The organism is Actinomadura rubrisoli (genome assembly GCF_004349215.1).
GTDB classification, from domain to species: Bacteria; Actinomycetota; Actinomycetes; order Streptosporangiales; family Streptosporangiaceae; genus Spirillospora; species Spirillospora rubrisoli.
In genome coordinates this window covers 1-25532 of record NZ_SMKU01000064.1, presented here as the reverse complement: position 1 = coordinate 25532, position 25532 = coordinate 1, and the positions used below count along the sequence as shown (strand labels likewise).

The window sequence follows — 25532 nt, the reverse complement described above, 5'->3', positions numbered from 1 at the left end:
GGAAGGACGACAAGGCGATGCACTGCCCTAAGTGTCGTGGCGTGATGCGGACCTACACCCGCAGCGGCGTCCACATCGAGCAATGTGACAGCTGCCGGGGCATCTTCCTCGACTACGGCGAGCTTGAGGCCCTGAGCCAGATGGAGACCCAGTACCGGGCCGCTCCTCCGGCTGCCGCCCCCGGCTGGGGAGCCCCGGCCCCCGCGGTGCACCACCATCATCATGGTGGCCACCACCACCGCCCCCACCACGGGAGCGTCTTCCACATGCTGTTCTCCACCTGACCGATCACGGTGGTCATGCGGGGCCCGCCCGGTGAGGCGGGCCCCGCGAGCGTCACAGGCGCGGGTCCACCGGTTCGGACTCAAGTGCCAGGACGGCGAAGACGGCCTGGTGGACGCGCCACAGCGGCTCCCCGCCCGCGAGCCGGTCGAGCGCTTCCAGGCCGAGAGCGTGTTCGCGCATCGCGAGGGAGCGCTTGCGGCCGAGCGAGCGTCCGCGCAGGCGGTCGAGGTTCTCCGGTTCGGTGTAGTCGGGGCCGTAGATGATCCGCAGGTACTCCCTGCCGCGGCACTTCACGCCCGGCTGGATCTTCGCGTCCTCGGGGAGCGGGCCGAGCGGCTTGACCACCATCCCCTCTCCCCCGCCCGCGGTGAGCTTCTCCCACCATTCGGTCGCGGCCGCCTCGGACTCCGGCGAGCCCAGGTCGACGGTCAGCGAACCCGTCCGCTGGATGAGCCCGCTGGAGTCGGCCATTGCGAGCCGATCGGCCACGTCCATGTGCCAGTCGTGGTCGCGTGAGACGGCCCAGGTGTGGCCCTCACCGGCGAGGATCTGGAACGGGGCGAGCCTGAGCCCGGACAGTCCGTCCACCGGCCAGCAGTAGCGCGCATAGGCGTCACGGAAGCGGGCCGCGTTGGCGGCTCGCCGGTCGATGTGCTCGCGCAGTCCGCCGAGATCGAGCCCACGTTCGTCCGCGCGCGCGAGGACGTCGGCGGCCACGGGCAAGGCCGCGCGGGCGGCCGCCCCAGTCGCCGCGTACTGCGTACGGATGAGGTCCATGGCCTTGGCCGACCACGGCAGCAGTTCGCAGTCGAGCACCAGCCAGCCGGTGTCCAGCTCGTCCCAGAGACCGGCGGCGCCAATGGCGGAACGGACGCGGTCCAGTACCTCCGTCGTCTGGGACGGGTCGCGGAAGAAGGAGCGCCCGGTGCGGGTGAAGACCGCGCCGGGCGTCCCATCGGTGACGCCGAAGCGGGCCGTGGCGACCGAGGCGTCTCGGCAGACGACCGCCACCGCGCGCGAGCCCATGTGCTTCTCCTCGCACACCACCCGGACGACGCCCCGGTTCCGGTACGCGGCGAGCGCCTCGGCCGGGTGCTCCAGGTATCCGGGCAGGGGCGAGGTCTCCGCCGGGGGCATGGTCGGCGGCAGGTAGACGAGCCAGCGCGGGTCCACGGCGAACCGGCTCATCACCTCCAGCGCGGCCAGCGCGTTCTCCTCACGGACCGACACGCGGCCCATCAGCCGGGTCTCCACGCCCTGGTTGCCGAGCACGTCCTCGATCTTCAGGACGTCGCTCTCCCGGTGCCCGCCCGCCACGGACGCGTCCGGCGCCTCCAGGGGCCGCGCCGGCTCGTACCAGACCTGCCGGGCCGGGACGGAGGCCAGCTCCCGCTCCGGATAGCGCAGCGCGGTCAGCTTCCCGCCGAACACCACGCCGGTGTCCAGGCAGATCGTGTTGTTGATCCACTCCGGTTCCGGGATGGGCGTGTGCCCGTACACCACCATGGCCTTGCCTCGGTAGTCGCGCGCCCACGGGTACCGCACGGGCAGCCCGTATTCGTCGGTCTCCCCCGTGGTGTCGCCGTACAGCGCGAACGACCGGACGCGGCCGGACGACCGGCCGTGGTAGTCCTCCTTGAGTCCGGCGTGGGCCACGACAAGGCGCCCACCGTCCAGGACGTAGTGGCTGATGAGTCCGTCCATGAAGCCCAGTGCGCCGTCACGGAACTCCTCCGGCTCGGCCGCGAGCTGCTCCAGCGACTCGACGATGCCATGCGCGAGGCGGACCTTGCGGCCCCGCAGCGCCCGGACGAGCTTCGCCTCGTGGTTCCCCGACACGCACAGCGCGTCGCCTGCCGCCGCCATGCCCATCGCGAGCCTGAGCACGCCCGGTGAATCAGGGCCGCGGTCGACCAGGTCTCCGACGAACACGGCCGTGCGCCCGCCGGGATGGGTCGCTCCCACGGCACGCCCGGACGCGTCCCGTTCGACCTCGTACCCGAGGACGGCGAGGAGGTCCTCCAACTCCGCGCGGCAGCCGTGGACGTCGCCGATGATGTCGAACGGCCCGGTGAGCTCGCGCTTGTCGTTCCACGCCTTCTCGTAGACGATCGTGGCGGCGTCGATCTGGTCAGTGCCGGTGAGCACGTACGAGCGGCGGAACTCGCGTCCCAGCGCCCGCAGGCCACGCCGCAGTTCGCGGCGCTGACGCGGGATCACGTGGTCGGGCAGGTCCCGTTCCGGGCGGGTGGCGTTCCGTCCGGCGGCGACGCTCTCGGGCACGTCCAGGACGATCGCGATCGACAGCACGTCGTGTTCCTTGGCGAGTTGCAGAAGGGACTGCCGGGCCTTGCTCTGCACGTTGGTCGCGTCCACGACGGTCAGGAGGCCGCGCCGCAGCCGCTTGGCCACGATGTAGTGCAGCAGGTCGAACGCGTCTCCCGTCGCGGACTGGTCGTTCTCGTCGTCCGAGACGATGCCGCGGCAGAAGTCGGACGAGACCACCTGGGTCGGCTTGAAGTGCTTGCGCGCGAAGTAGGACTTGCCCGATCCGGACACCCCGACCAGCACGACGAGGCCCATCTCCGGCACCTTGATCTGGCGACCGGCCGCGGCAGGCCCGGCCGCGACGTTCTCTTCGGTGGTCATCGGGTGAACACCCCCATCTGCGTCGGAGCGCCGACCTCAGGGTCGTCGTCACCGACGGATACGTAGCGGACGCTGTAGCCGTGCGCGGCGGCGACCCGTCCCGCCCACTCGCGGAACTCGGCGCGGGTCCATTCGAAGCGGTGGTCCGGGTGACGCATCGTCCCCGGCGCCAGACCCTCGTAGCGGACGTTGTGCTCGGCGTTCGGCGTCGTCACGACGACCGCGCGGGGGGCCGCATGGCCGAACACCACCCGCTCCACCGCGCTGAGCCTTGGCGGATCGATGTGCTCGATGACCTCCATCAGCACGGCTGCCTCGTATCCGCTGAACCGTTCGTCGGCGTAGGTCAGCGCGCCCTGGAAGACGTCCCGGACGCGGTCGTTCTCCTTGCGCTGCTGCGGGTCCCACCGGAGTCGCCGCCAGGCCAGGCCCAGCGCACGGTAGGAGACGTCCATGCCGGCGATCTCGCTGAAGAAGCCGTCCTGGAGGAGTCGCGAGAGCAGGTTCCCGGAGCCGCAGCCAAGGTCGATGACGCGGTGGGCGTTCTCGTCGCGGAGCGCCTGCAGCACCGCCTGGACGCGCCGCTCGGCCAGCGAGCCGACCGGCGACTCCTCTGGCTCCGCCTGAACGGCCTCGGTAGCGGCGCCTGTAGCGGCTCCGGTAGCGGAGTCTGTGGCGGTCCCGGTGGCGGCTCCGGCAGTGGCCTGGGTGGGTTCCTCTTCGACTTCGACGGGGTCGAGTGCGTCCTCTGGGGCGCCCTCTGCGTCCGCCAGGCGTCCCAGTGCGGCGCGGACGAGCCCGCGCCGGTTCGCCAGGTAGCGGCGGGTGATGGCGCCGCGGTCCGGGTGTGTGGCCAGCCAGCCCTCGCCCGCCCTGATGAGCTTGTCGACCTCGTCGAGCGCGAGCCAGTAGTGCTTGGCATCGTCCAGAACGGGCAGCAGCACGTACAGCTGGTTGAGCGCGTCCGAGAGGCGCATGGCGCCGGTGAGCGTCAGCGTCACGTACCGGGAGTCGCCCCACTCGCCGAACTCCGGGTCCAGCGGGACGGGGACGGCCGACACCGTCCAGCCCAGCGGCGCGAAGAAGCGCGCGGCCTGTTCGGGGCCGCCCCTACACGGCAGCGCCGGAAGCACGATTTCGAGCGGGATGGGGGTCTCGGGCAGTTCCGGACGGGCGTTGCACCGGCCGCGCATGGCGGTGCGGAAGACATTCGCCATCGCGGACGCCAGCAGCGAGGACGCCGCGTACGGACGGTCGTTCACGTACTGGCCGAGTGAGAAGTCCGGCGTGCCTCTGCCCCGCGTCCGCACGAGCTTGATCGGGTCGACGTCCAGCAGCAGCGCGGCCGTGCAGCGATGCTCGCTCGCGTCGGGGTAGAAGACGTGCGCCGTGCCGAAGGACTGCTCGAACCGCAGCACCCGGTCGGGGTGCTTGTGCAGGAGGAAGCCCAGGTCGGTCGCCTGGTCCAGGGTCGTCGTGATCGTCAGAAGCACGTCTTGAGTGTGGCGGAACGAACCCGTCCCTCCCCATTCATTTTCCCCGGGGGGAGTCAGGGCACGGACGGCCCGGACAGGAAGTGCCCGCGGCGGTCGTACGGCCATCCGTTGATCTTGCAGCCCTTCAGGCCGAAGATCTGCTGCTGCATGACGGGCGCGGGACGTCCCTTCCCCGGGCACGTCATGTGGCCGATACCGAGGCGGTGGCCGACCTCGTGGTTGATGGTCAGCGCGTGGTAGTGGTCGGGCTGGCCCTGGTAGTAGGTCGTCAGCAGCAGCCAGCGCTTCAGGTTCACCATGACCTGCTTGCCCGCGCTGCAGTTGACCTTGCCCTCGGTCTCCATCCCGTACGCGCCGCAGATCTTGTCGACGGTGCCGGGCGAGGCGAGCCGCACCACGAAGTCGTACGGGCCGGAGTCGACACGGCGGAACGACCATTTCCCGCCGGCCGTCCAGCCGCGCGGGTCGGCCAGTATCTTGTCGACGCCGTCCGCGAATCTCCTGGGGTTCTGGCGAAGACCGCCCTCTACCTCGACCATGTACCGCATGAGCTTGCCGCGTCCGTGCACCCGGCCGGCAGCCGCCGGACCGATGAACTTCCCGGTCCCCGTGGCGGGGATGTAGGGCGGGCTCTTCGGCTGGATGATGGGCGGGTCGGACGGCTCGGAATCGGCCCTTCCCCGCCTCGTGTCCGGGGCGCCCTGGGGCGACGAAGGGGCGGGCTTGGAGCCGGGTGTGGCGTACCAGAAAAGCAACCCGCCGAGTCCGAGGGCGACCAGCGCGACGAGGGCTGTGATGCCGACGATGGCGCCTCGCCGACGTGTCCGCCGGGCGCCCTCGAACTCACGGTCGAGGTCGTCGCTGATTCCCTTGACCGTGCCGGATCCGTGACCGGCGGGCCCGGGTGCGCCCTCGTAAGCGTGTGGCGGGTCGTATTCGCCGTATCCCGGCGCCGCGTAACCGGCCGGATCGTACTGGCCGGGACGGACCGGCCCCGGTGGCGGCGCACCGGGGAGCGGCACGCCCGGGGGCGGCGGTGGCGGCGGTGGCGGCTGAGGCGCGGGCGACGGCCGGGCGCCCCTTCGATGGGACGTGGCCCGGCGGCGGCCTGAACGCGATCTTGGAGGCGGCTGCATGGCGGTGCACAGCATGCCAGAAAGCATCCGGAAAATGATCATTTCCCGACAATGCGCAGGTAAGAGGCAAATCCCCATATGTTGGACGCCCGCCGCAGCGATCACGAAGGGTGCCGGGACGACCGCGAAAACGGTTTGCGGGGCGCTCCCCCGGGCCGGGACAATCCGGGGTGACATGAGCAGACACCCCCGCCGGACGACCGCCCAGGAGACCGTGGCCATCCTCGAACGCGGCGACTACCCGGCCCCCTCAGGCCGCACGGTCTCGATCTCCCGCAGCATCGAGCGCGCTGTGCAGGGCACCGTCCTGTACCGTCCCCACGACCTGGACCGCCTCCTCAAGCGCCTTCCTGAGGCCGAGTCCGGCTCCGCCCAGACGACGCGCACCGGCGACGCCGCAGGGACGCGCATCGAGGTCACCGAAGAGATCACCCTGGCCGCCGCGCGGCGGTTGTGCGGGCCAGGCGCGGTCCCGCTGGCGCTCAACTTCGCCTCTGCCAAGAACCCCGGAGGCGGGTTCCTGAACGGTGCGCACGCCCAGGAGGAGGGGCTGGCCCGCTCGTCCGCGCTGTACACGTCGCTTCTCACGGCCAGGGAGTTCTACGACTTCCACCGCGCCCAGGGCGACCTGCTCTACAGCGACCACATGATCTACTCGCCGGACGTGCCGGTGTTCCGGGACGACGCGGGGCTGCTGCTGGAGGAGCCGTACGAAATCGCGTTCCTGACCTCGCCCGCCCCGAACCGCGGCGCGATCCGCGACTCCGCCGTGGCCGAGCGGGTCCCCGAGGTTCTGCGCGCACGGGCCCGCAAGGTCCTCGCCGTGGCGCTGGTGAACGGGCACCGGCGGCTCGTCCTGGGTGCCTGGGGCTGTGGCGTGTTCCGCAACGAGCCCACCGAGGTCGCCGAAGCGTTCGCCGGGCTTCTCCGTCCGGACGGGGAGTTCGGGAACCGGTTCGAGCACGTCGTGTTCGCGGTCTGGGACACCGCCAAGGGCGCGCCGAGGCACGCCGCGTTCCAGCGCACCTTCGCCTGACGACCCGCCCTCATCGCCCGCCTGACGCCCCCCATCGCCGCGCTCCTAGTCCGCGAGGAGCGCTGGGAGTGGGCGGGCGTGGACGATGTCGAGCCGTGACACGGCGCGTGTGAGGGCCACGTAGAGGCGGTTGAGCCCGCGCGTCCCGTCCCCGGCGATCTGTGCGGGCTCCGCGACGACCACGTGGTCGTACTCCAGGCCCTTGGCGAGCCCGATCGGCACCAGCGCCACCCGCGCCCCGCCACCGGCCTCGCCCGCCTCGCCGGGCTCGAACCCGGCCGCGCGCAGTGCCTCGTCCAGTGCCGTCAGCGCGGCGTCGGCGCAGATCACACCGATCGCGCCGTCCTGTGCGAGCGCGCGCCGCACGGCGGTCACGACGCCCTCCGCCAGGGTGCTCGCCTTGAGGAACCGCAGTTCGCCGTCGCCGCGCACGGACCGTCCGGGCGGGACGTCCACGTCCAGCGCCTCCAGGAGCCGGTTGGCCAGCGCCACGACGGCCCCCGGCACGCGGAACCCGTCCGTCAGCGGGACGATCCGCGCCTTGGGCACGCCCAGGTGCGCGAGCTGCCCGTCCCAGTCTTGCGCGGCCCAGGGCGTGGTGCCCTGCGCCAGGTCGCCGAGGACAGTGAGCGATCCGTGGCCGCCGCGCCGTGCGACGACCCGGCACTGCATCGGCGACAGGTCCTGCGCCTCGTCCACGATGACGTGGCCCATGCCGTGGCCCGACTCGATCAGTCCGGCGGCCTCGTCCACGAGCACGGCGTCGGCCGCCGACCAGCACGCCGACTTCGCCGATCGGGGACGGTCCCACTGGAGCGCCGCCTGTTCCTCGCCGGTCAGCACACCGGCGGCCGCCTGGGCGAGCATCGGTCCGCCGCTGAGCAGCGCCGCGACCAACTCCTCCGGCTTCACTCGCGGCCATGCGTGGTCCAGGAAGGCTGCGACGGCCGGGCTCCGGCCGATGTTCCGCTGCCACGCTCCGTTCACCGGACGGCCACGCCGCTCCGCCTGCCGCCGCAACAGCGCCACGACGCGGGACCGCACGCGCTCACGTCCCGTCCCATACGGCACTTGCTCGCCACGGACGTCACCGACGAGCGCGGACAGTTCTTCGGGCGCGATCCGCCAGCGGTAGGCGCCGTCCGGAACGACGAGCGTCTCTTCCGGGACGGCCACGCGCGCGTACAGCGCCCGGTGAAGGACCTCCGCCATCCGTGCATCGTGCTTGACGATGGCCGCCGTTTCGGTGTCCTGGGCGCGGACGTGCGTGCGGCTCAGAAGGCCGTCCAGTGTGGTCTGCTCCACGTCGGCCTCGCCCAGCGTCGGCAGCACGGCGGAGATGTAACGCAGGAACGCGGGGTTGGGCCCGACTATGAGCACTCCGGTCCGTTCCAGGCGCTTGCGATGGCTGTACAGGAGGAACGCCGCACGGTGCAGCCCCACGGCCGTCTTGCCCGTGCCAGGCGCGCCCTGCACGCAGATCGATTCGTCCAGGCCCGCGCGGACGAGGTCGTCCTGCTCGGGCTGGATCGTCGCGACGATGTCGCGCATCGGGCCTTGCCTGGGACGCTCGATCTCCGCGTCCAGGATGCGGCTGCGCCGGAGGTCCCCGCCCTGGTCGAGCCGCTCGTCCTCGAAGCCGGTCAGGACGGCCGGGCCAGGCCGGACGGCCGGGCCAGGCCGGACGTCCGAGCCGACCAGGTCCCAGCCGAACCTGCGGCGCACGGCCACGCCCTGCGGCTCACCGGTGCTCGCCTGGTAGAACGTCCGGGCGACCGGTGCCCGCCAGTCGAGGACCAGCGGCGGACGCTCGGGACCGCCGGAGATGTGACGGCGCCCGATGTAGTACCTGTTGCCACCGTGGTCGGCGTCGTCCGCGCCGAAGTCGAGCCGTCCGAAGAACGGCGGACCGCCGGGCTCCTCCGCGAGTTGCTTGGCGCGGCTCTTCAGCAACCGTCCGAGCGATTCGAGGGCGTACCGGTCGGCGCCCGCCCCCTCACCGATCACCACCTGGCGGCGCGCCGCCTCGACCATGCGCCCAAGCCCGTCCCGTGCGGCCTCCGCGTATGCGCGTTCCGCTTCCATCTCGCCGTCGATCACCAAGCCGCCTCCCCGTTCGCCCACCAAACCTTAACTCAGTTAATTTAGATGTCGAGCCCAAATATTAACCGAGTTAAGGCTGCGGTGCTACGCTCGGCGGCATGGTCGGCGACACGGGACTGCGCGAGCGCAAGAAGACCCGCACCCATCAGGCGATCTCGGACGCGGCGATTGCGCTGTTCCTGAAGCACGGCTTCGACCGGGTGCCGGTCGCCGATGTCGCCGCAGCGGCCGGGGTCTCCAAGCCGACACTGTTCAAGTACTTCGCCGGCAAGGAGGACCTCGTCCTCCACCGGATCACCGACCACCGCGACGAGTACGCCCGGGTGGTGCGCGCCGCCCCCGGCGCCCCGCCACTGGACGCGCTGCACCGTCACTTCACCGGTGCCCTCACCGGACGCGACGCCGTGACCGGGCTCAACGACCACCCCGAGGTCCTCGGCTACCACCGGATGGTGTTCTCGACACCGAGCCTTCTGGCGCGCCTGTCCCAGCACTCCGACCGTGAGGAGGAGGCGCTGGCGGCCGCGCTCGCCGAGCACCCCACGGCCGGCATGGACGATCTGACCGCGCGCCTGGCCGCCGCCCAGATCGTCGCCGTGACCCGCGTCCTGGCAAGGGACAACTGGCGGCGCCTCGACGCGGGCCGGAGCGCCGACGACGCCCATCCGGACGCGCTGGCCGCCGCCGACCACGCGTTCGCCCTCCTGGCCGCCGGCCTGTCCCCCACCTGACGGCCCTGAACGACCACGGGTCGCGCCCTTGGCGAGACGGACGCGAAGGCCGTCAGGAGGTGGGCGGGTCCTGGACGTAGGAGGCGATGCCGCGGACCAGGATGTCGAGGCCGAACCGGAAGCGGTCGTCGCCCGTCCCGCCGGTGAGTTCGTCCACCATCGCGGTGACGTTGGGGAAGCGGTCGGGCGGCAGGGCGGCGAAGTAGGCGCGGACCTCCTCGAAGTGGGTCTGGAAGTGCTCCCAGCGGTCCACGCCGGCGGGCGTCCTCGCCATGTAGATCGTGTCCTCGATGGCGTCGGCGTCGAGGAACATGCCGAGCGTGTCGACGGCGAGGCCGGCGATCTTCGGGGGGACGCCGCCCGCCCGCATGAGGCCGAGTTGCGCGTCGGCGACGGCCAGCAGGTTGGGGCCGGTGGGGATCAGCCCCATGGAGACCTTGGCGATGTCGCCGTGCGAGGTGTAGACGCGGCGGATCTCGGCCGCCAGCTCCTTCAGCTGCTCCTGCCAGCGGGACGGGTCGGGCTCGGCGGGCAGCGCGATCTCGGCGGCGACGTGGTCGAGCATCAGCTCACGGAGCTCCTCCTTGCCCGAGACATGGGCGTACAGCGAGGCGGGGCCGGTGCCCAACTCCTGGGCGACCCGCCGCATGGTGACGGCCTCCAGGCCCTCGGCGTCCAGAACGCGGACCGCGGTCCGGACGATGAGCTCCTGCGTCAGCGGCTGTCGCGCGGGCGCGGCCTTGCGGGGCTTGCGCCCGGGGGGCGTCGGCATGTCGAGACGTCCGGTGCCCACGTGAGACCTCCCAAATCGCGATACATCTTGACTTTCGCGAAACGCGATATATCTTCTCCACCAGAGAGATAAATTCGCACGAACACGAACATCGTACTTGACACGAACCCCGTTCTCAATTTAGAACAGTGTTCGTAGCTAACGAACACTGTTCCCGCACGGAGGCACCCGATGACCGAGACACTGGCACCCCAGCAGAGAGCGGGCGGCGAGGCGGCGTACCGCTGGCGCTGGGCCGCACTCTTCGTGATCCTCGCGGCCGAGGTCATGGACATGCTCGACGCGCTGATCACCACCATCGCCGCGCCGACGATCCGCGCCGAGCTCGGCGGCTCGGCCAGCACCATCCAGTGGCTCGCCGCGGGCTACACCCTGGCCATGGCGGTCGGGCTCATCACCGGCGGGCGCCTCGGCGACCTGTTCGGGCGCAAGCGGATGTTCCTGATCGGCGCGGCCGGATTCACGCTCGCGTCGCTGCTGTGCGGCGTCGCCGTCTCCCCCGGCATGCTGATCGGCTCCCGGATCCTCCAGGGCCTGTTCGGCGCGCTGATGCTGCCGCAGGGCATCGGCTTGATCAAGCAGATGTTCAGCCCGAAGGAGATGGGCGCGGCCTTCGGCGCGTTCGGCCCGGTCATGGGCCTTTCGTCGGTCGGCGGCCCGGTGCTGGCCGGGTGGCTGATCGGCGCCGACTTCTTCGGCACCGGCTGGCGGATGATCTTTTTGATCAACCTGCCGCTCGGCGCCGCCGCGATCCTCGCCGGACTGAAGTTCCTGCCGTCCGGACGCTCCGAGCGCGCGTCCCGCCTCGACCTCGTCGGCGCCCTGCTCGCCTCCCTCGGCGCCGGGCTGCTGGTCTACCCGCTCGTCCAGGGCCGCGAGCTCGGCTGGCCCGTCTGGACGTTCCTGATGATGGGCGCCTCGGTCGCCGTCTGGGCCGTGTTCGCCTGGTACGAGTCCCGCAAGCAGCGCTCGGGCGGCGACCCGCTGATCGTCCCGAGCCTCTTCCGCAAGCGCGGCTTCACCGGCGGCCTGGTCGTCGGCCTGGTGTTCTTCTCCGGCATGGCGGGCCTCGCCCTGGTGCTGGCGCTGTTCTTCCAGCTGGGCCTGGGCTACTCCCCGCTCAAGGCGGGGCTCGCCGAGATCCCCTGGTCGGCCGGGATCGTCATCGGCTTCGGCCTCGCGCAGGCCCTCCGGCGGTTCGGCCGCAAGGTCATCCACGGCGGCACCCTCACGATGGCGGCGGGTGTCGCCGGGGTGTTCGCGACCTTGCAGGCCGCGGGCATCGACGTGACGCCGTGGCAGCTCGTCCCGGCGCTGGTCGTGACCGGGCTCGGCATGGGCCTGCTGATGGCGCCGTTCTTCGACACCGTCCTGGCGGGCGTCGAGCCCGAGGAGACCGGGTCGGCCGGCGGCACGCTCACCGCGGTCCAGCAGCTCGGCAGCGCCCTGGGCGCGGCCGTCCTCGGGACGGTCTTCTTCGGCCTGCTGGGCGGGCACGTGGCCGCCGCCGCCGACGACGGCGCCGCCGCCCTCCGCACGCGTCTCACCGCCGCCTCCGTCCCCGCCGCGCAGCAGGACCGCATCGCCGACGGGCTGCGGGACTGCGGGCACGACCGCGCCGCGGCGAAGGACTCCGCCGCCGTGCCCGCCTCCTGCGCCCGCCTGGACGGGGAGGTCAAGACCGCCGTCGCGGCGACGCCGCAGTCGGCGGCGGCCATCCGGCAGGCGGTCGGGGAGGCGGGCGAGCACTCGGCGAAGGCCGGCTTCAGCCACTCCATGAAGATCACACTGTGGATCGAGGTCGGGCTGCTCGGCCTGACGTTCCTGGTGACGTTCCTGCTGCCGAAGCACGCCCGTCCCGAGGAGTTCCCCCAGGACGACGCCGGGCCCGGCACGGCGCACGCGACCGCGTGACGGCCCGTGAGCAGGTGCGGTCAGGAGCGGTGCGACGTCGACCGGGCCTCGGCGTCGTTCCACACGGGTTTCGCGAGAGGGCGTTCGCGGTCCTCCAGGACGTGGCCGACCAGCCCGATCGCCCGCGCCATCACGCCGAGGCCGCGGGCGATGTCCCAGGGCACCCCGAGGGTGCTCGCGATAGCCCCGATGGCGCCGGTCGCGTTGATCGGGAGCACCTTGCCGGTGGCGTCCTCGGCGCGTGCCCGGATCGCGCGGAACAGGCGTTCGTTGGCGTCGTCGAAGCCTTGTTCCCGCGCGATCTCGAACAGGCGCTCCGCGCGCGGGTCGTTCGGCTTGTGCACGGGATGGCCGAGACCGGGGATGCTCTTCCGTGCCGCACGGGACCCGTCCACGATGGTCCGGGCGTGCTCGCGGAGCAGGGCCTCGTCGCGCTGCCACCCGTCGTCGGGCAGAGACTGGCAGATCTTCGCCGCGCCTTCGATCGTGCCGACGAAGGTGTCGCCGAGTCCCAGCAGACCGGCGGCCACGGCTCCCTGGAGTGATTCGGGCGCGCCGAGCGCCGTCAGGCGCGACACCAGCGCGCTCGGCGTCAGGCCGTGCTCGACGAGTGCGACCACCAGGGAGTTGAAGACGACCGACTCGTGCGGGGAGGGAAGGGTTTTGAACAGGACGAGGTAGGCGAAGTCGCCGAGGCCGACCTTGCCCAGCAGGTCGTCCGGGAGGTCGTGTCCGTGGACGACGACGCGGTCGGAGGTGGACCACGCGATGTCGGATCGGATGGGCCGGGGTTCGGGGGCGCTCATGGGGTCGTCCTTGTCTCAGAGAACGGGTGCGGGGATGTCGAGCGCCCACGCCGCCTCGGCGCGCAGCCTGTCCTTGCGGATCTTGTCGCCGTTGGCGCTCGCCGTGGTGGGGAAGTCGTCGACGACGCGGACGCGGGCGGGCACCTTGAAGCTCGCGAGGTTCGCCGCGCAGTGGGCGATCAGGTCCTCGTCCGAAGCGGCGGCGCCGTCGCGCAACCGGACGAACGCGACGGCGAGGTCGTCCCCGCTCCGCTCGTCCCGGACGCTGACGACGTGCGCGCGGGCGACCGCCGGGTGGTCGTTCAGCGTCGACTCGATGTCGGCGGGGTTGACGAGGTAGCCCTTCAGCCTCATCGCGTCGCCCAGGCGCGACCGGTATTCGAACGACCTGCCGTCGGCCCTGGTGCACCCCACGTCGCCGGTGCCGAACCAGCCGTCCTCGGTCATCGACTTCGCGGTGGCTTCGGGATCGTTCAGATATCCGACGAACAGGGTGTCTCCACGGAATTGCAGCTCCCCGTCCTCGCCCGCCGGGAGCACGGTGGTGTGGTCTTCGGTGGAGACCGCGCGCACGCGCATCGCCGCGTCGACCAGTGTTCCGCCCGGAACCGTGCGGGTCTCGGCATCCGAGGCCGGCGGCCATTTCCCCGCGAAGGCGAACAGTTCCGACGAGCCGTAGACGTTGAACGCGGCTATGCCCAGAGCGGCGGCGGAGGAGACGATGTCGGAGATCGCCGTGCCCGCCGTCACGACGGTTCGCAGCGTGCGCGGTTCGATCCCCCGGAAGGCGTCGTCCTCCAGCAGCTCACGGAGGGGGCCTTCCGCGCTGACCAGGTAGTCGACGGCGTGGGAGGTGATCGCGTCGACGATCCGCGCCCGGTCGAACGCGGGCAGGAGCACGGCCGTGGTCCCGGCGGCGATCCCGGCGACGAACGGCACGAAACCGAAGGTTCCGTTGAGGGACAGCACATTGAGCTGGACGGAGTGCCCCGGCAGGTTCTCGCGGGCGGCGACGGCGTCCGCGTGGAGGGTGACGGTGCGGTGCGTGTGCACCGCGAGCTTCGGCGCCGACGTCGTGCCGGACGTCCCGAAGACGATCAGCGGGTCGTCCGGGCGGGCCGTCGCCCGCACGGGACCGGGGGCCGACATGACCTCGGAGAACTCCCTGGTCCGCACCGGGTCCGGGACCGGGCCCAGCGGCGCGGGCCCGACGGTGATCAGCCACTCCAGCGCGACGGGCTCGGGTGCCTCGCGGGACTGCCGCCAGACGTCGTCGAGTCGCCGTCCGAAGTCGATGCCCTCGAACACCGGCGCGGTGACCAGGCCGCGCGCCCGGCTGGTCCGGAGCAGATGGTAGATCTCGTTCGCCCGGTAGCGGGTGTTGAGCGGGACGAGCAGCACACCGATCTTGGCGGCGGCGAAGAACACGGTGGGCCATTCCCGGCAGTTCGGTAGGTACAGGGCGAGGGCGTCGCCGCGCCGGAAACCGAGGGCGGCCAGGCCGGCCGCGAACGCGTCGGCGTCCGCGAGCAGCTCGGAGAAACTGCGGGATCGACCGGCTCCGACCTCCGACTCGTCGATGAGCGCGACGGCGTGCGGCCGCCGCGCCGACGATCGGGCCAGCAGGTGGTAGACGGTGTCGGTCACGGTCGTGTTCCTCTCGGATCGGCGCGTCGCCGCGCCGGCTTTCAGTGCTGTTCGACCAGCCGGACGGCGTAGTGGGCGAACTGCTCGGCGATCTGGTCCCGTGTCATCGGGCCGTCCGGGCGGTACCACTCGGCGATGCCCGCGCACATGCTCAGCAGGTTCCTGGCCACGTCGTCCGGATACGGGGTGTGGAACTCCCCCGCCCGCACCCCTTCCTGCACGATGTTCTCGAAGATCGCTTCGAGCCGGTCGCGGGCGATGACCAGCCGTTTCCGCGCGTCGTTGTCCAGGTACCGCAGCTCCGTGTGGGCCACGAGCGCCTCCAGCGGGTGCTGGAGGATGTAGTTCACGTACGCGCGGGTGGCCATCTCCAGCCGGTCCACCGCCTTCGGGCCCGCCGCCGAGACCGCCCATTCGGTCTCGCTGAGGTGGTTGTAGTTGGCGGTCTTGAGCAGTTCGACCAGCAGGTCCGATTTCGACGGCGCGTGGTTGTACAGGTTGGACAGGCTCATGCCCGCCCGGTTCGCGATGTCGCGCATCGACGCGCCGTGGAACCCGAGCTCCGCGAACGCCTGGAGAGCACTGGCGAACACGACCTCGCGGGAAGCGAGCACCTTGGTCCGTCGTTTGGAAGAACGTTCGTTCATGTGACGATATTGCTCCTGCTCCGCGCTCCCGTCAAGAGCCCCCTGCGATCATTCGCATCATCATCGTGCTGGTGAGAGCGCTATTGACGAGTCGAGATTCCGCGGCTAGCGTCCTGAGCGAATGAACGAACGAACGTTCACCGACGAAGTGGGTTCGCTTCGCACGCTCCCACGGGCGCCGCCCGGACGTGCGGGCCATCGACGAACGGACCGCCCCTGTGACTTCACCGCCCTTCGTGGCGCCCGGACCGGCGCCCTCCCTGTACCTGGAGGACTTCCGGCTCGGCATGCGCCACCGCAGCAGCGACTGGGTCGCCACCGCCGAGGATCTGCGGGCCTTCGGCGAGGTCTCCGGCGACCTGCACCCGATGCACCTCGATCCGGAGGGTGCGGCGGCATCCGGCTATCCCGGCCTGGTCGCGCAGGGACCCCTCGGCCTCGCGCGGTACTTCGGCACCCTGCACGACAGCGGGATCGTGGCCGACACCGTCCTCGGGCTGCTCGACACCCACTGGCACTACCTGCTGCCGGTGACCACGGACACGAAAATGCACTACGAGACCACGGTGACGTCGATCCGGCGGACGAGCGCCGGGGACCGCGGCGTGGTGGATCGGCACATCGAACTGAAGGACGCCGCCGGACGCCTGCTGCAATGGGGAACCAGCGCGTTCCTGGTGCGCGCCCGGTCGTCCACTCCCGGCGCAGGGGAAGGGGTCGCCGCGCCCGTGACCCTTGAGTGGGGACGGGCACTGGCCGAATGTCTCGGCGCCGACGGGGACTTCTCGGCGAGCACGCAACTGTTCGACGGCTCGATCGCGCTCGCCTCGGAGAAGAACACGATCCAGTTCCGCATCTACCGGGGCGAGATTCTTGAGGTCACCCTGCGCACCCCCGCCGGCCCCACGTTCACCGTGCACGGCACCGAGCGGGCGTGGGCCGAACTGCTCACCGCCGATCGCAACGACTTCGTCGTGCGCGCCCATCGCGGCGAGTTCTCCGCCGGCGGCAACGCGTACGTGTACCTGCAGATGACCAGCACGCTGCACCGCATCGTCGAGACCGCCCGCACGATGACGTCCACGGAGGCATCCCGGTGACATCCACAGCCATCGACCCGGTGCCCGCACCGGCTCCGGTCTCGGGTACCGCGCACTACTTCCCGCTCTGGGGACGAACCGCTTTCGCCGAGTCCTACGGCGAGGGCGAACCGGTCCTGTGCGTCCACTCGGCAGGCCAGAGCGGAGCCCAGTGGCGCACCGTGGTCGGCGGTCTGGCCGCCCGCGGGTACCGGGCCGTCGTGGTGGACCTCCCCGGCCACGGACGGTCGGAAATGCTCGACGCCGGGCCCGTCACCGACCTCGGCGTGTACGCGCAATGGTGCGTCGAGGTCATCGACCACTTCGGCCTGGCGGACCCGTACGTGGTCGGATGCTCGATCGGCGGGAAGATCGCACTGGACATCGGCACCCGCGTCCCGGAGCGGCTGGCCGGGATCGTGGCGCTGGCCGCGGACGCCCGCAACGACGGCCAGAACGAGGCGGGCCTGAACCGCGCTCTGCAGGACACGGTGTCACCGAGCCGATCCGACCGCACCTACTACGGCACCCTGGCGGCCTGCGGCGCCGCCGTTCCCGGCGGACGGGCCGAGATCATCGCCCGGATGCACCGGCGTGAGGACCCGCAGGTCTCCACCAGCGACCTGATCGGCTGGGCCCGCCACGACCTGCGGGACCGCCTCGCGCGCATCACCTGCCCGTGCCGCGTCGTCGTCGGCGCGGACGACTTCTGGATGGACCCGGACTCGGCCGAACGGACCGCCGCCGCCATCCCCGGCGGCGGGTTCACCGTCCTGGAGGGAATCGGCCACTACCCGATGGAAGAGCTCGACGACTTCGCCGCCGCGCTCGACGGCTGGCTTCGCCCCGGCAGTCCGCCGGCCCTCACCTGACCCGGAAGGTCACGCGATGAACCCCACCCCATCGGACACGTCCAACACGTCCAACACGGTCAGTACGGCGGACGCGCCGGACATCGCGGCCCGCGGCAGGCGCGCCACCCGCGGCGCCGCCATCGGCTTCGCGATCGACTGCTACGACATCTACCTCCCCGTCATCGCGCTGGCGCCCGCGCTGCACTACTTCATGGACAAGGACGTGGCGTCCGGCACCAGCGCCCTGGTGAACGGCCTGGTCTTCGCCGCGACACTGCTGGGCAGGCCGCTGGGCGCCTTCATCTTCGGCACCATCGCCGACACCGCCGGCAGGCGCAGGGCGACGCTGATCGCGATGTACGGCAGCGCGGCGGGGACGCTGCTGCTCGCGTTCGTCCCGTCCTTCTCGGCCATCGGGTTCGCGTCGATCGGGCTGCTGATCGTCCTCCGGTTCGCCACCGGCGTGTTCCTCGGCGGCCAGTACACCGGCGCGATCCCGCTCGCGATGGAGAGCAGCCCGGTCCGCAAGCGCGGGCTCTACGGCGGCCTGATCACGATGGGGTTCCCCCTCGCGTTCTGCGTCATGTCGCTGTTCACCTACCTGCTGCTGAGGGTCACGGGCGGCACCGGCGGCGGGAACGGGGGCTCGGCGTACGAGGTGTGGGGCTGGCGGATCCCGGTCGTCGTCGGCGCGCTCGCGACGTTCGCCTTCGCCGTGTACTACGGCCGCACGGTCCAGGAGTCGCCCGCGTTCCTCAAGGTCGAGGTGAGGAAGGCGAGTCCCGCGAGGCAGCTCGTGCGCGGGACGGCGGCCAGGAGCCTGCGCCAGGTGCTGATCCTGATGACGGGCGTCTGGATCCTGTCGAACGCCACTTCGGCGTCGTTCCCGGTGACGCTGCGGTCGCTGGACGGGGTCTCGTCCCAGCGCGGTACCGCGATCATCGTGGTGGCGCAGGTCTTCCTGATCGCGGCGTACCCGCTGGCCGGGGCGCTGAGCCAGCGGATCGGGCGGCGCGTCGTCCTCGCCTTGTGCGGCGCCTTGGGAGCGGTGGTCGCGCCGTTGTTCTACCTCGCCATCGTCAGCGGGCCGGTTTCGTCGTTCGCCGGGCTGGCGGCACTGACCACCGGGCTCGTGCTCAGCTCCATCTGCTGCTTCGGCTGCACCGCGGCGTACATCTCCGAGCGGTTCCGCACCGAGCTGCGCGCGACCGGTTACGGGATCAGCTACAGCTTCGCCATCATCATCCCGGCCTTCTACGCCTTCTACGAACGGGGGCTGGCGACCTTCATGGACGCCGACCACACGACGGTCGTCCTCTACGTGGTCGGCGGAATCCTGCTCCTCATCGGCGCGCTGACCGGACCCGAGACCAAGGACGCCGTGCTGGTCCCCGCCGGCGGCACGGCCGCGAAAGTCGTGGAGGACGTGAAATGACCGGCATCGCCACCGTCATCGAGAACAAGGACCTGCTGATCGGCGGTCACTGGGTGCCCCCGGTGTCGGGACGCACGATCGCCTCGATCGACCCGGCGACAGAAGAGGTCTGGGCGACGGTGCCCGAGGGCGCCGGGCCCGACGTCGACCGCGCCGTCGCCGCGGCGCGGGACGCCTTGCGCGGGCCGTGGTCGCGGCTCACGGCCACGCAGCGCGGACGGCTGCTCCACGTGCTGTCCGATCTCCTCGAACGCGACGCCGAAAGGCTGGGCCGCATCGAGACGATGGACAACGGGAAACCCTTGCGGGACACGGTGGGCGAGGTCCGGCGCGCGGTGCAGTGGCTCCGGTACTTCGCCGGGGCGGCCGACAAGGTCGAAGGGACCGTCGTGCCCTACAAGACCGACGCGCACGCCTTCACCCGCGTCGAACCCGTCGGCGTGGTGGCCGCGATCACGCCGTGGAACTCGCCGATCAGCCTCTATTCGTGGAAGCTGGGGCCCGCGCTGGCCATGGGGAACACCGTGGTGCTCAAGCCGTCCGAGCTCACCTCGGTCTCGGCGATCGAACTCGGGAGGCTCGTCGTCGAGGCGGGCTTCCCCGGCGGCGTCGTCAACATCGTCACCGGGTTCGGACGCGACGCCGGGGCGCGCCTCGTCGGGCACCCCGGCGTCGACAAGGTCTCGGTCACCGGCAGCTATCCGACGGCGCAGGCGATCATGCGGGCGGCGGCCGACGGGCTCAAGAGGGTGTCGTTCGAGTGCGGGGGCAAGTCGCCGCACATCGTGTTCGAGGACGCCGATCTGGGCCGCGCCGTGACGGTGGCGACCCACAGCGCGTTCCGCTCCACCGGCCAGTCCTGCTCGCTGGGCTCCCGGCTGTTCCTCCAGCGCCACATCTACCCCGAGTTCCTCGACGCGCTCGTCCGGCGGACCGAGCGGATCCGCGTCGGCATGCCGCTGGACCCGGCGACGCACATCGGCCCGCACACCTCCGCCGAACAACTCGCCAAGACCCACCACTATCTCGACGCCGGTCGCGCGGAAGGCGGCCGTATCGTCACCGGAGGGGGACGTCCCGAGGGCTTGGACAAGGGCTACTTCGTCCAGCCCACCATCTTCGAAGGGCTCGGCAACAGGTCGACCGTCGCCCGCGAAGAGGTGTTCGGGCCGGTCCTGACCGTCATCCCGTTCGACGACGAGGAAGAGGCGGTACGCCTGGCCAACGACACCAGTTACGGGCTGGTAGCCGGTCTGTGGACACGTGACATCGCCCGTGCGCACCGGGTCGCGGCCCGGCTGGAGGCAGGAACGGTGTCCGTCAACACCTTCCGGCCCGTCCATTGGACGCTTCCGTACGGCGGCTACAAGTCCAGCGGCCTCGGCCGGGAGAACGGGCTCGCCGTGTTGCGCGAGTACGCCGAGATCAAGAGCGTCGTCATCGACTACTCCGACGCCGAACCCGACGACCCGTTCGCCGTCGCATGACCGTCCGACACATGACCGTCCAACACATGACCGTCCAACACATGACCGTCCGACACAGAATCGCGGAAGACAGGAGTACAACCGTGCCGCCGACTCTTGGCGCCCCGAACACGACCGCGACGCGGACCAGCCGGGCGGCGGTCTTCTACGGCGTCGGTCTGGGACTGCGTATCGAGGACGTCCAGGTCACCGGTCCCGGCCCACGGGAGGTGCTGATCGAGGTCGCCGCCTGCGGCGCGTGCCACAGCGACGTCCACAAGCTTCAAGGGCACGGCACGGTCGCGGCACCGAACATCTTCGGACACGAACTGGCGGGCACGGTCCGCGCGGTCGGAACCGGTGTCGACCATGTGCGGCCCGGTGACCGCGTCGCGTGCACGTTCCTCGTGCCGTGCGGTGAATGCGCGGCGTGCCGATCCGGCGCCGAGGACAACTGCGGCCCGTTCCGGACGATGATGCAGGCGAAGGGACTCCGCTACGACGGAACGCACAGGTACCACCAACTCGACGGCACTCCCCTACGCGCGTCCGGTGTCGGAGGGCTGGTCGGGCTTGTCTCGCTACCGGCGGGGGCGGTGTTCCCGCTGCCGGACGGATGGCCCGAGGCGATTCCCCTGACCGACGTCGCCGTGCTCGGGTGCGCGGGGCTGACCGCCTACGGTGCGGTGAACCGGGCGGCGAAGGTGCGACCGGGCGCCAACGTCGTCGTCCTCGCGGCCGGCGGCGTCGGCCTGTGCACGGTCGCCCTCGCCAGGCACGCGGGCGCGGGCACCATCACGGTCAGCGACATACGGGACGAGTCGCTCGCCGCGGCGCGCGGATTCGGCGCGACCGGCACGGTGCACGCCGGCGACAGGGACTTCGACGCCAGGGTCGGTGAACTGGCCGGCGGAGCGCCGATCGACGTCGTGTTCGACACCATCGGCACGCCGGGAACGGTCGCGCAGGCCCTCCGCATCGTCGGAATCGGCGGCACCGTCGTCGTCTCCGGGCTCGCCGGAACCGGCGGGCCCGGCCGGATCGAGGACCTGAACGGATTCGTCCGCAACAAGATCACGCTCGTCGGGTCCTACGCCGCGGTCCCGGGAGAGGACATGCCGAAGCTGCTCGAAGCCGTGCGGGACGGCGCGCTCGATCCGGCACGGCTCATCTCGGCGCGCTTCCCGTTCGACCGGGCCGAGGACGCCTACGGCGCCGTCGCGGCGGGAACCGTCACCGGCCGGGCCCTCATCGAGTACTGACCGTCCACCGCAACGAGATCCAGGAGCCGCACTTGCCCACCGAGACGTCCGATTCCGGCGACCTTCCGATCATCCGCACCGAGGTGCTCGTGGTGGGCGGAGGCAACGCCGGGTTCACCGCCGCGCACGCCGCAAGTGCCCGGGGCCGCGCCGTCGTCCTGCTTGAGAAGGCCGAGGAGCACGCCGCGGGCGGGAACAGCTACTACACCGCCGGTGCGACGCGCATCGCCCACAACGGGTTCGCGGACATCGCCGACATCGTCGATCCCGACGAACGGCACCCGGTCACCGTGGTGCCGCCGTATCCGGCCGAGCACTACGCCGCGGACCTGGCCAAGGTCACCGACGGCCGCAACGACCCCGACCTGACCAAGGTCCTGGTCGAGGAAAGCCAGGAGACCCTGCGGTGGCTGAACAAACGCGGCCTGCGCTACCGCCTGATGTACGAACGGCAGGCTTATGAACGTCCTGACGGCAGCTACCTGTTCTGGGGCGGACTCCACGTCGGGAACACCGGAGGGGGTGAGGGCCTGATAGCGGACCACACCCGTGTCGCCGCCGAAGAAGGGGTGGTGGTCCGCTACGGCCATGCCGTAGAGGACCTCATCGTCACCGGTGGCGCCGTCGTCGGCGTGCGGTACCGCACCACCGGCGGATGCGTCGGGGAGGTGAGGGCGGAGAGCACGATCCTCGCGGCGGGGGGTTTCGAGTCATCGGCGGAGATGCGGAAGAAGCACCTCGGTCCCGGCTGGGAGAACGCCAAGGTGCGCGGGACCCCGTGCAATACCGGCACCTTGCTGGAGGCGGCGCTGGCGATCGGCGCGCGCGCGGGCGGCGACTGGAGCACCTGCCACAGCGTCGCGTGGGACGCCCTGGCGGACCACAACGAGAGCAACCGGGCGCTGACCAACAGGCTCACACGGCAGTCGTATCCGCTCGGCATCGTGGTCAACAACCGCGGCGAGCGCTTCCTGGACGAAGGCGCCGACTTCCGCAACTACACCTACGCGAAGTACGGCCGCGAGATCCTGGAGCAGCCCGATTCGATCGCGTACCAGATCTTCGACGCCACCCTCCGGCCGATGCTGCGCGCGGAGGAGTACGACATGCCCGGCATCTCGGTGTTCGAGGCCACCACGATCGAGGGCCTGGCCGAGAAGATGGGCGTCGACGCGACGACGTTCGGCAGGACCGTCTCGGAGTTCAACGCCTCGATCGACAGAACGACCACGCTGGACCCGACCATGAAGGACGGACGCGCGGCCCGCGTCAAGCCGCCCAAGAGCAACTGGGCCTCACCTATCGAGACCGGCCCCTTCTACGCCTACCCGGTCACGTGCGGTATCACCTTCACGTTCGGCGGCCTCGGGTCCGACACCCACGGCCGCGTGCTCTCCGAACGCGGAGACCCCATTCCCGGGCTGTTCGTATGCGGCGAGATGCTCGGCGGCCTGTTCAGCGGGAACTACCCCGGTGGGTCGGGCCTCGCCGCAGGCTCGGTTTTCGGTCGCCGCGCGGGCACCATCGCATAGGCGCCGGCCTGGAGGCCCGCGGCGAGGGTTCCAGGAATGGAGCGCGCCCCGCCGCAGGCCCGCCGGACCGGCGTCGTCCGACAGGTCAGACCTTGCCGAGGACCTCGGACGCCAGAAGCTCCAGCTGGTCCAGATCGTCCATGTCGAGGACCTGGAGGTACACGCATTCGGCACCCAGCTCGCCGAACCGCCCGATCTTCTCGACCAGCTCACCCGGGGTACCCGCCAGGCCGCCCTGGCGCAGCTCCGCGACGTCCTGTCCGATGGCGTCGGCGCGGCGCCTCACCTCGGCCTCGTCCCGGCCGCAGCACACGGTCTGCGCGACGGAGTAGACCAGCGGCTTCGTCCGTCCGCGATCCTGGTAGGCCGCGCGTACCCGGTCGAACGCACCACCGGTGTCCTTCAGCGGGCGGAACGGCACGTTGTACTCGTCGGCGTACTGGACGGCCAGCCGCGGCGTCCGCTTCGCGCCGACCCCGCCCACGATGACGGGCGGGCCGTCCGGCCGGACGGGCTTCGGAAGCCCCGGCGAGTCGGCCAGCGTGTAGTGCTCGCCGCTGAAGGAGAACGTCTCACCCGCAGGCGTCCGCCACAGCCCCGTGACGATCCGCAGCTGCTCCTCCAACCGCTCGAACCGCTCGCGCGTGCTCGGGAACGGGATCCCGTACGCGGTGTGCTCCTGCTCGAACCATCCCGCCCCCAGGCCGAGGTCGACCCGTCCGCCGCTCATCTGGTCGACCTGCGCGACCGAGATCGCCAGCGGCCCGGGAAGGCGGAACGTCGCCGCCGTCACCATCGTGCCGAGCCTGATGCGGCTCGTCTCGCGGGCCAGCGCGCCCAGCGTCACCCACGAGTCCGTCGGCCCGGGCTCCCCCGTCCCGCCGAGCATGGTGAGGTAGTGGTCGGAGCGGAAGAAGGCGTCGAAGCCGAGGTCCTCCGTGGCTTTGGCGACCCTCAGCTGTGTTTCGTAGCTCGCCCCCATCTGGGGCTCTGTGAAGATTCGAAGACGCATGATCCCATCCTCGTACGAATCCACGCCCGGACGTGAACGGGACGGGCCGTCCGCCGCTGTCAGTCCTGCTCCCTGCGGCGGGCGCGACCCAGGCGCGTCAGCGCGAAAGCACCCCCGACCACGCCGAACGAAAGCCCGAACACGGCAGCGGTGTCGATGCCCGTGAGCGGCGACTCCGCCAGAGCCTTCACCGGACCCATAACCCCGGACGGCGCCCCGCCACCCGAATCCGGACGGCTGACATAGGCGGCGGCCCGAGCACCACCGGCCCGTGCAGTCGGCTTGCCACCGGACGGCGCGCCCTGGGCCGACGCCTCCGGCTTATCGGGCGCCCCAGCCGCCGCACGCGTGATCGTGGTTCGGGCCACGGCGGCGTTGTTGCCGGTTCTGACATCCGTGGTCGCCGACGTCGCCCTCGACCGGGACTTCACCACCGCGCCTTCCCGAGCGTTTCCGCCGGGCACGGCCTTGATGCGCAGCGTCCGCTCCTGGCCTGCGGGCAGCGAACCCACCGCGCACACAAAACCGGCGCGCTGCGGGACGCAGGCCGCATCCTGTTCGACGAGCCGCGCCAGACCGTCCGTCCGGACCACCACGTTCTCCGCCGTGGACGGCCCCAGGTTGCGAACCCTCATCTCGTACGGGATCGCCGCCCCCGCCCGCGACGTCGCCGGCGCGGACTTCGACATGGCCAGGTCGGCGGTCTCCGCCACGCGGACCGCCGGGAAGCTCCGGGACGCGCGCGCCCCTCCCCAGGTCACCGTCCCGCGGATCCGCATCGTCCGTCCCACCTTGGCCCGCTTGGACACCTTGGTCGTGATCACGCCCACGGTCGTCTGCCCCGGCCTGACGGTACCGATGCGGCAGACGACCTTCCGTCCGGTAACGGAACAGCCCGGCTGCCCGCCCACGAACCGCAGCGACTTCGGCAGCTCCAACCGCAACACCGCAGGACCCGGCTTCGCCTGCCCCCTAGCGGTCACCGCGAACGGCCAGCTGTACGTCCCGCCCGGAACCACAGCCTTCTCAGGCCCGCTCGCACTCAACACCACGACACCCGCCCTGGCGCCCTTCCCCTTCTTGCCATGCGGCCCCGGCTTCCCCTGCGCCACAGGCTTGCCATGCGTGGCGGGCTTCCCCTGCGTAGACGGCTTACCGTGCGCGGACGGCTTCCCATGCGCGGCTGGCTTGCCATGCGTGGCGGGCTTCCCCGTCGTGGAGGGCTTGTTGTGCACCACAGGCTTCCCATGCGCAGAAGGCTTGCCGTGTGCGGCGGGCTTACCGTGCGTCGACGGCTTCCCATGCACGGACGGCTTACCGTGTGCGACGGGCTTGCCATGTGCGGACGGCTTCCCATGCGGGGCGGGCTTGCCGTGAGTGGCGGGCTTCCCTGTCGTGGAGGGCTTGTTGTGCACGACAGGCTTCCCATGTGCGACAGGCTTGCCGTGCGTCGACGGCTTACCGTGCCCGGCTGGCTTCCCGTGCGCCGACGGCTTGCCGTGCACCGCGGGTTTGCCGTGCGTCGACGGCTTGCCGTGCGCGGACGGCTTGCCGTGCGCGGCGGGCTTGCCGTGCGTGGCGGGCTTCCCGTGCGTCGACGGCTTCCCATGCGCGGCGGGTTTGGTGTGTGGGGGTGGCTTGGCGTGGGG

19 protein-coding genes and 1 pseudogene are annotated in these 25532 nt (G+C 71.1%); 10 read left to right on the top strand and 10 right to left on the bottom strand.

Annotated elements, in window-relative coordinates; genetic code table 11:
* The first annotated feature begins 17 nt into the window (after window positions 1-17).
* Window positions 18-284: a TFIIB-type zinc ribbon-containing protein gene (locus tag E1298_RS15075; RefSeq protein WP_131893553.1), complete on the top strand. Its 267-nt coding sequence runs from the start codon at window positions 18-20 to the stop codon at window positions 282-284.
* A gap of 52 nt (window positions 285-336) precedes the next feature.
* On the opposite strand, the gene E1298_RS15070 is transcribed toward E1298_RS15075, so the two are convergent.
* The 3 genes from E1298_RS15070 to E1298_RS15060 are packed head-to-tail and all read right to left on the bottom strand — an operon-like array spanning window position 337 to window position 5452.
* The gene (locus E1298_RS15070) at window positions 337-2934 is read right to left on the bottom strand and encodes a polynucleotide kinase-phosphatase (protein WP_131893551.1); all 2598 of its coding nucleotides are present in this window, start codon (window positions 2932-2934) and stop codon (window positions 337-339) included.
* On the bottom strand, window positions 2931-4427 hold the full coding sequence (locus E1298_RS15065) for a 3' terminal RNA ribose 2'-O-methyltransferase Hen1 (protein WP_131893549.1): 1497 nt from the start codon (window positions 4425-4427) through the stop codon (window positions 2931-2933). The genes E1298_RS15070 and E1298_RS15065 overlap by 4 nt, the downstream gene beginning before the upstream one ends.
* 56 nt (window positions 4428-4483) lie before the next feature.
* A complete protein-coding gene (locus tag E1298_RS15060; protein ID WP_207944637.1) occupies window positions 4484-5452 on the bottom strand; it encodes a DUF3152 domain-containing protein in 969 nt (322 codons plus the stop codon).
* Between the two features lie 289 nt (window positions 5453-5741).
* Here E1298_RS15060 and E1298_RS15055 point away from each other — a divergent pair, with 289 nt between their 5' ends.
* Window positions 5742-6602 (top strand): TIGR02452 family protein, encoded by an 861-nt coding sequence (locus E1298_RS15055; protein ID WP_131893547.1) that lies wholly within the window; start codon window positions 5742-5744, stop codon window positions 6600-6602.
* 45 nt (window positions 6603-6647) lie between these two features.
* Here the strand turns inward: E1298_RS15055 and E1298_RS15050 are convergent, their stop codons facing one another.
* Window positions 6648-8702 carry a HelD family protein gene (locus tag E1298_RS15050; RefSeq protein WP_243725600.1) on the bottom strand — a complete coding sequence of 685 codons (2055 nt, stop codon included), beginning with the start codon at window positions 8700-8702 and terminating at the stop codon, window positions 6648-6650.
* A 101-nt stretch (window positions 8703-8803) separates the two neighbouring features.
* On the opposite strand from E1298_RS15050, the gene E1298_RS15045 reads away from it, so the two are divergent.
* Window positions 8804-9436, top strand: coding sequence for a TetR/AcrR family transcriptional regulator (locus E1298_RS15045; RefSeq protein WP_131893545.1), 633 nt, complete (start codon window positions 8804-8806; stop codon window positions 9434-9436).
* A gap of 52 nt (window positions 9437-9488) precedes the next feature.
* On the opposite strand, the gene E1298_RS15040 is transcribed toward E1298_RS15045, so the two are convergent.
* Window positions 9489-10229 (bottom strand): TetR/AcrR family transcriptional regulator, encoded by a 741-nt coding sequence (locus tag E1298_RS15040; RefSeq protein WP_243725599.1) that lies wholly within the window; start codon window positions 10227-10229, stop codon window positions 9489-9491.
* A 171-nt stretch (window positions 10230-10400) separates the two neighbouring features.
* On the opposite strand from E1298_RS15040, the gene E1298_RS15035 reads away from it, so the two are divergent.
* Entirely contained in the window at window positions 10401-12143 is a 1743-nt protein-coding gene (locus tag E1298_RS15035) for an MFS transporter (RefSeq protein ID WP_131893543.1), read from the top strand.
* Between the two features lie 20 nt (window positions 12144-12163).
* On the opposite strand, the gene E1298_RS15030 is transcribed toward E1298_RS15035, so the two are convergent.
* From E1298_RS15030 to E1298_RS15020, 3 genes are read right to left on the bottom strand one after another with little or no spacing between them, the layout of a single operon-like run.
* On the bottom strand, window positions 12164-12949 hold the full coding sequence (locus E1298_RS15030) for a citryl-CoA lyase (RefSeq protein WP_131893541.1): 786 nt from the start codon (window positions 12947-12949) through the stop codon (window positions 12164-12166).
* 15 nt (window positions 12950-12964) lie between these two features.
* A complete protein-coding gene (locus E1298_RS15025) occupies window positions 12965-14596 on the bottom strand; it encodes an AMP-binding protein (protein WP_165975468.1) in 1632 nt (543 codons plus the stop codon).
* 41 nt (window positions 14597-14637) lie between these two features.
* Window positions 14638-15243 (bottom strand): TetR-type transcription factor C-terminal domain-containing protein, encoded by a 606-nt coding sequence (locus tag E1298_RS15020; protein WP_131893537.1) that lies wholly within the window; start codon window positions 15241-15243, stop codon window positions 14638-14640.
* Window positions 15244-15461: 218 nt separating this feature from the next.
* Here E1298_RS15020 and E1298_RS15015 point away from each other — a divergent pair, with 218 nt between their 5' ends.
* The 6 genes from E1298_RS15015 to tcuA all read left to right on the top strand — a co-directional run bounded on the left by E1298_RS15015 (window position 15462) and on the right by tcuA (window position 22871).
* A complete protein-coding gene (locus E1298_RS15015) occupies window positions 15462-16343 on the top strand; it encodes a MaoC family dehydratase (protein ID WP_131893535.1) in 882 nt (293 codons plus the stop codon).
* Window positions 16340-17194, top strand: a complete 855-nt coding sequence (locus tag E1298_RS15010; RefSeq protein ID WP_207944636.1) for an alpha/beta fold hydrolase — start codon at window positions 16340-16342, stop codon at window positions 17192-17194. Before E1298_RS15015 ends, E1298_RS15010 begins: the two co-directional genes overlap by 4 nt.
* A gap of 16 nt (window positions 17195-17210) precedes the next feature.
* Window positions 17211-18611 carry an MFS transporter gene (locus E1298_RS15005; RefSeq protein WP_131893533.1) on the top strand — a complete coding sequence of 467 codons (1401 nt, stop codon included), beginning with the start codon at window positions 17211-17213 and terminating at the stop codon, window positions 18609-18611.
* The gene (locus E1298_RS15000) at window positions 18608-20098 is read left to right on the top strand and encodes an aldehyde dehydrogenase (protein ID WP_131893531.1); all 1491 of its coding nucleotides are present in this window, start codon (window positions 18608-18610) and stop codon (window positions 20096-20098) included. The genes E1298_RS15005 and E1298_RS15000 overlap by 4 nt, the downstream gene beginning before the upstream one ends.
* An 83-nt stretch (window positions 20099-20181) precedes the next feature.
* Window positions 20182-21339 carry a zinc-binding dehydrogenase gene (locus E1298_RS14995; protein WP_165975467.1) on the top strand — a complete coding sequence of 386 codons (1158 nt, stop codon included), beginning with the start codon at window positions 20182-20184 and terminating at the stop codon, window positions 21337-21339.
* Window positions 21340-21371: 32 nt separating this feature from the next.
* A complete protein-coding gene (gene tcuA / locus E1298_RS14990) occupies window positions 21372-22871 on the top strand; it encodes an FAD-dependent tricarballylate dehydrogenase TcuA (protein ID WP_243725598.1) in 1500 nt (499 codons plus the stop codon).
* An 85-nt stretch (window positions 22872-22956) separates the two neighbouring features.
* Here tcuA and E1298_RS14985 read toward each other — a convergent pair whose 3' ends face one another.
* Together E1298_RS14985 and E1298_RS49490 are read right to left on the bottom strand one after the other, a co-directional pair.
* Window positions 22957-23883, bottom strand: a complete 927-nt coding sequence (locus tag E1298_RS14985) for an LLM class F420-dependent oxidoreductase (protein WP_131893527.1) — start codon at window positions 23881-23883, stop codon at window positions 22957-22959.
* Between the two features lie 59 nt (window positions 23884-23942).
* Window positions 23943-25532, bottom strand: a pseudogene (locus E1298_RS49490) (hypothetical protein); the annotation flags it as partial.

Coding starts and splice junctions, on each gene's coding strand:
- E1298_RS15075 (WP_131893553.1), top strand. CDS start 18: ATGCACTGCCCTAAGTGTCGTGGCGTGATGCGGACCTACACCCGCAGC.
- E1298_RS15070 (WP_131893551.1), bottom strand. CDS start 2,934: ATGACCACCGAAGAGAACGTCGCGGCCGGGCCTGCCGCGGCCGGTCGC.
- E1298_RS15055 (WP_131893547.1), top strand. CDS start 5,742: ATGAGCAGACACCCCCGCCGGACGACCGCCCAGGAGACCGTGGCCATC.
- E1298_RS15045 (WP_131893545.1), top strand. CDS start 8,804: ATGGTCGGCGACACGGGACTGCGCGAGCGCAAGAAGACCCGCACCCAT.
- E1298_RS15035 (WP_131893543.1), top strand. CDS start 10,401: ATGACCGAGACACTGGCACCCCAGCAGAGAGCGGGCGGCGAGGCGGCG.
- E1298_RS15030 (WP_131893541.1), bottom strand. CDS start 12,949: ATGAGCGCCCCCGAACCCCGGCCCATCCGATCCGACATCGCGTGGTCC.
- E1298_RS15020 (WP_131893537.1), bottom strand. CDS start 15,243: ATGAACGAACGTTCTTCCAAACGACGGACCAAGGTGCTCGCTTCCCGC.
- E1298_RS15005 (WP_131893533.1), top strand. CDS start 17,211: ATGAACCCCACCCCATCGGACACGTCCAACACGTCCAACACGGTCAGT.
- E1298_RS15000 (WP_131893531.1), top strand. CDS start 18,608: ATGACCGGCATCGCCACCGTCATCGAGAACAAGGACCTGCTGATCGGC.
- E1298_RS14985 (WP_131893527.1), bottom strand. CDS start 23,883: ATGCGTCTTCGAATCTTCACAGAGCCCCAGATGGGGGCGAGCTACGAA.